We start from the raw sequence: 316 nt of genomic DNA, 5'->3' as shown, positions 1-316 counted from the left end.
GGACTCGGTTCCTGCCAGCGCGATTTCAGCGATGACGTTTCGGGCAGTGCCCGAGGGTGTCGCGCCGGGCCGGACTCGGAGTGGTGAGGCGGCGGGTCGTGTTCGCGATGGAGGCCCAGTAGACGCGCGCGGCGGAGGTGTCTGGTCGGTGGGCGTACTCACGGGCGAGGCGTCGGTGCCGGAGCTGGGTGCCGTTCGTCTGCTTCACCACCCACCCCTTCGTCTGCGGGACGAAGCCTTTGCCCTGGTCGGCGGAGTTGCGGCGGACGGCGTCGGCCGTGATGTCGAGCATCGCGCCGTGGATGGCGCCTTGGTC

The 316-nt window shown here is 70.3% G+C and carries 1 pseudogene; it reads right to left on the bottom strand.

The annotated features are described in order from the left end of the window. Positions 1-25: 25 nt before the first annotated feature. Positions 26-316: pseudogene (locus TN53_RS43610) on the bottom strand (hypothetical protein); the annotation flags it as partial.

The sequence above is a fragment of the Streptomyces sp. WM6386 genome (assembly GCF_000972385.1).
GTDB lineage: Bacteria > Actinomycetota > Actinomycetes > Streptomycetales > Streptomycetaceae > Streptomyces.
Note: the sequence above shows the minus strand (reverse complement) of the source record. Positions and strands in the feature narration are given on the sequence as shown.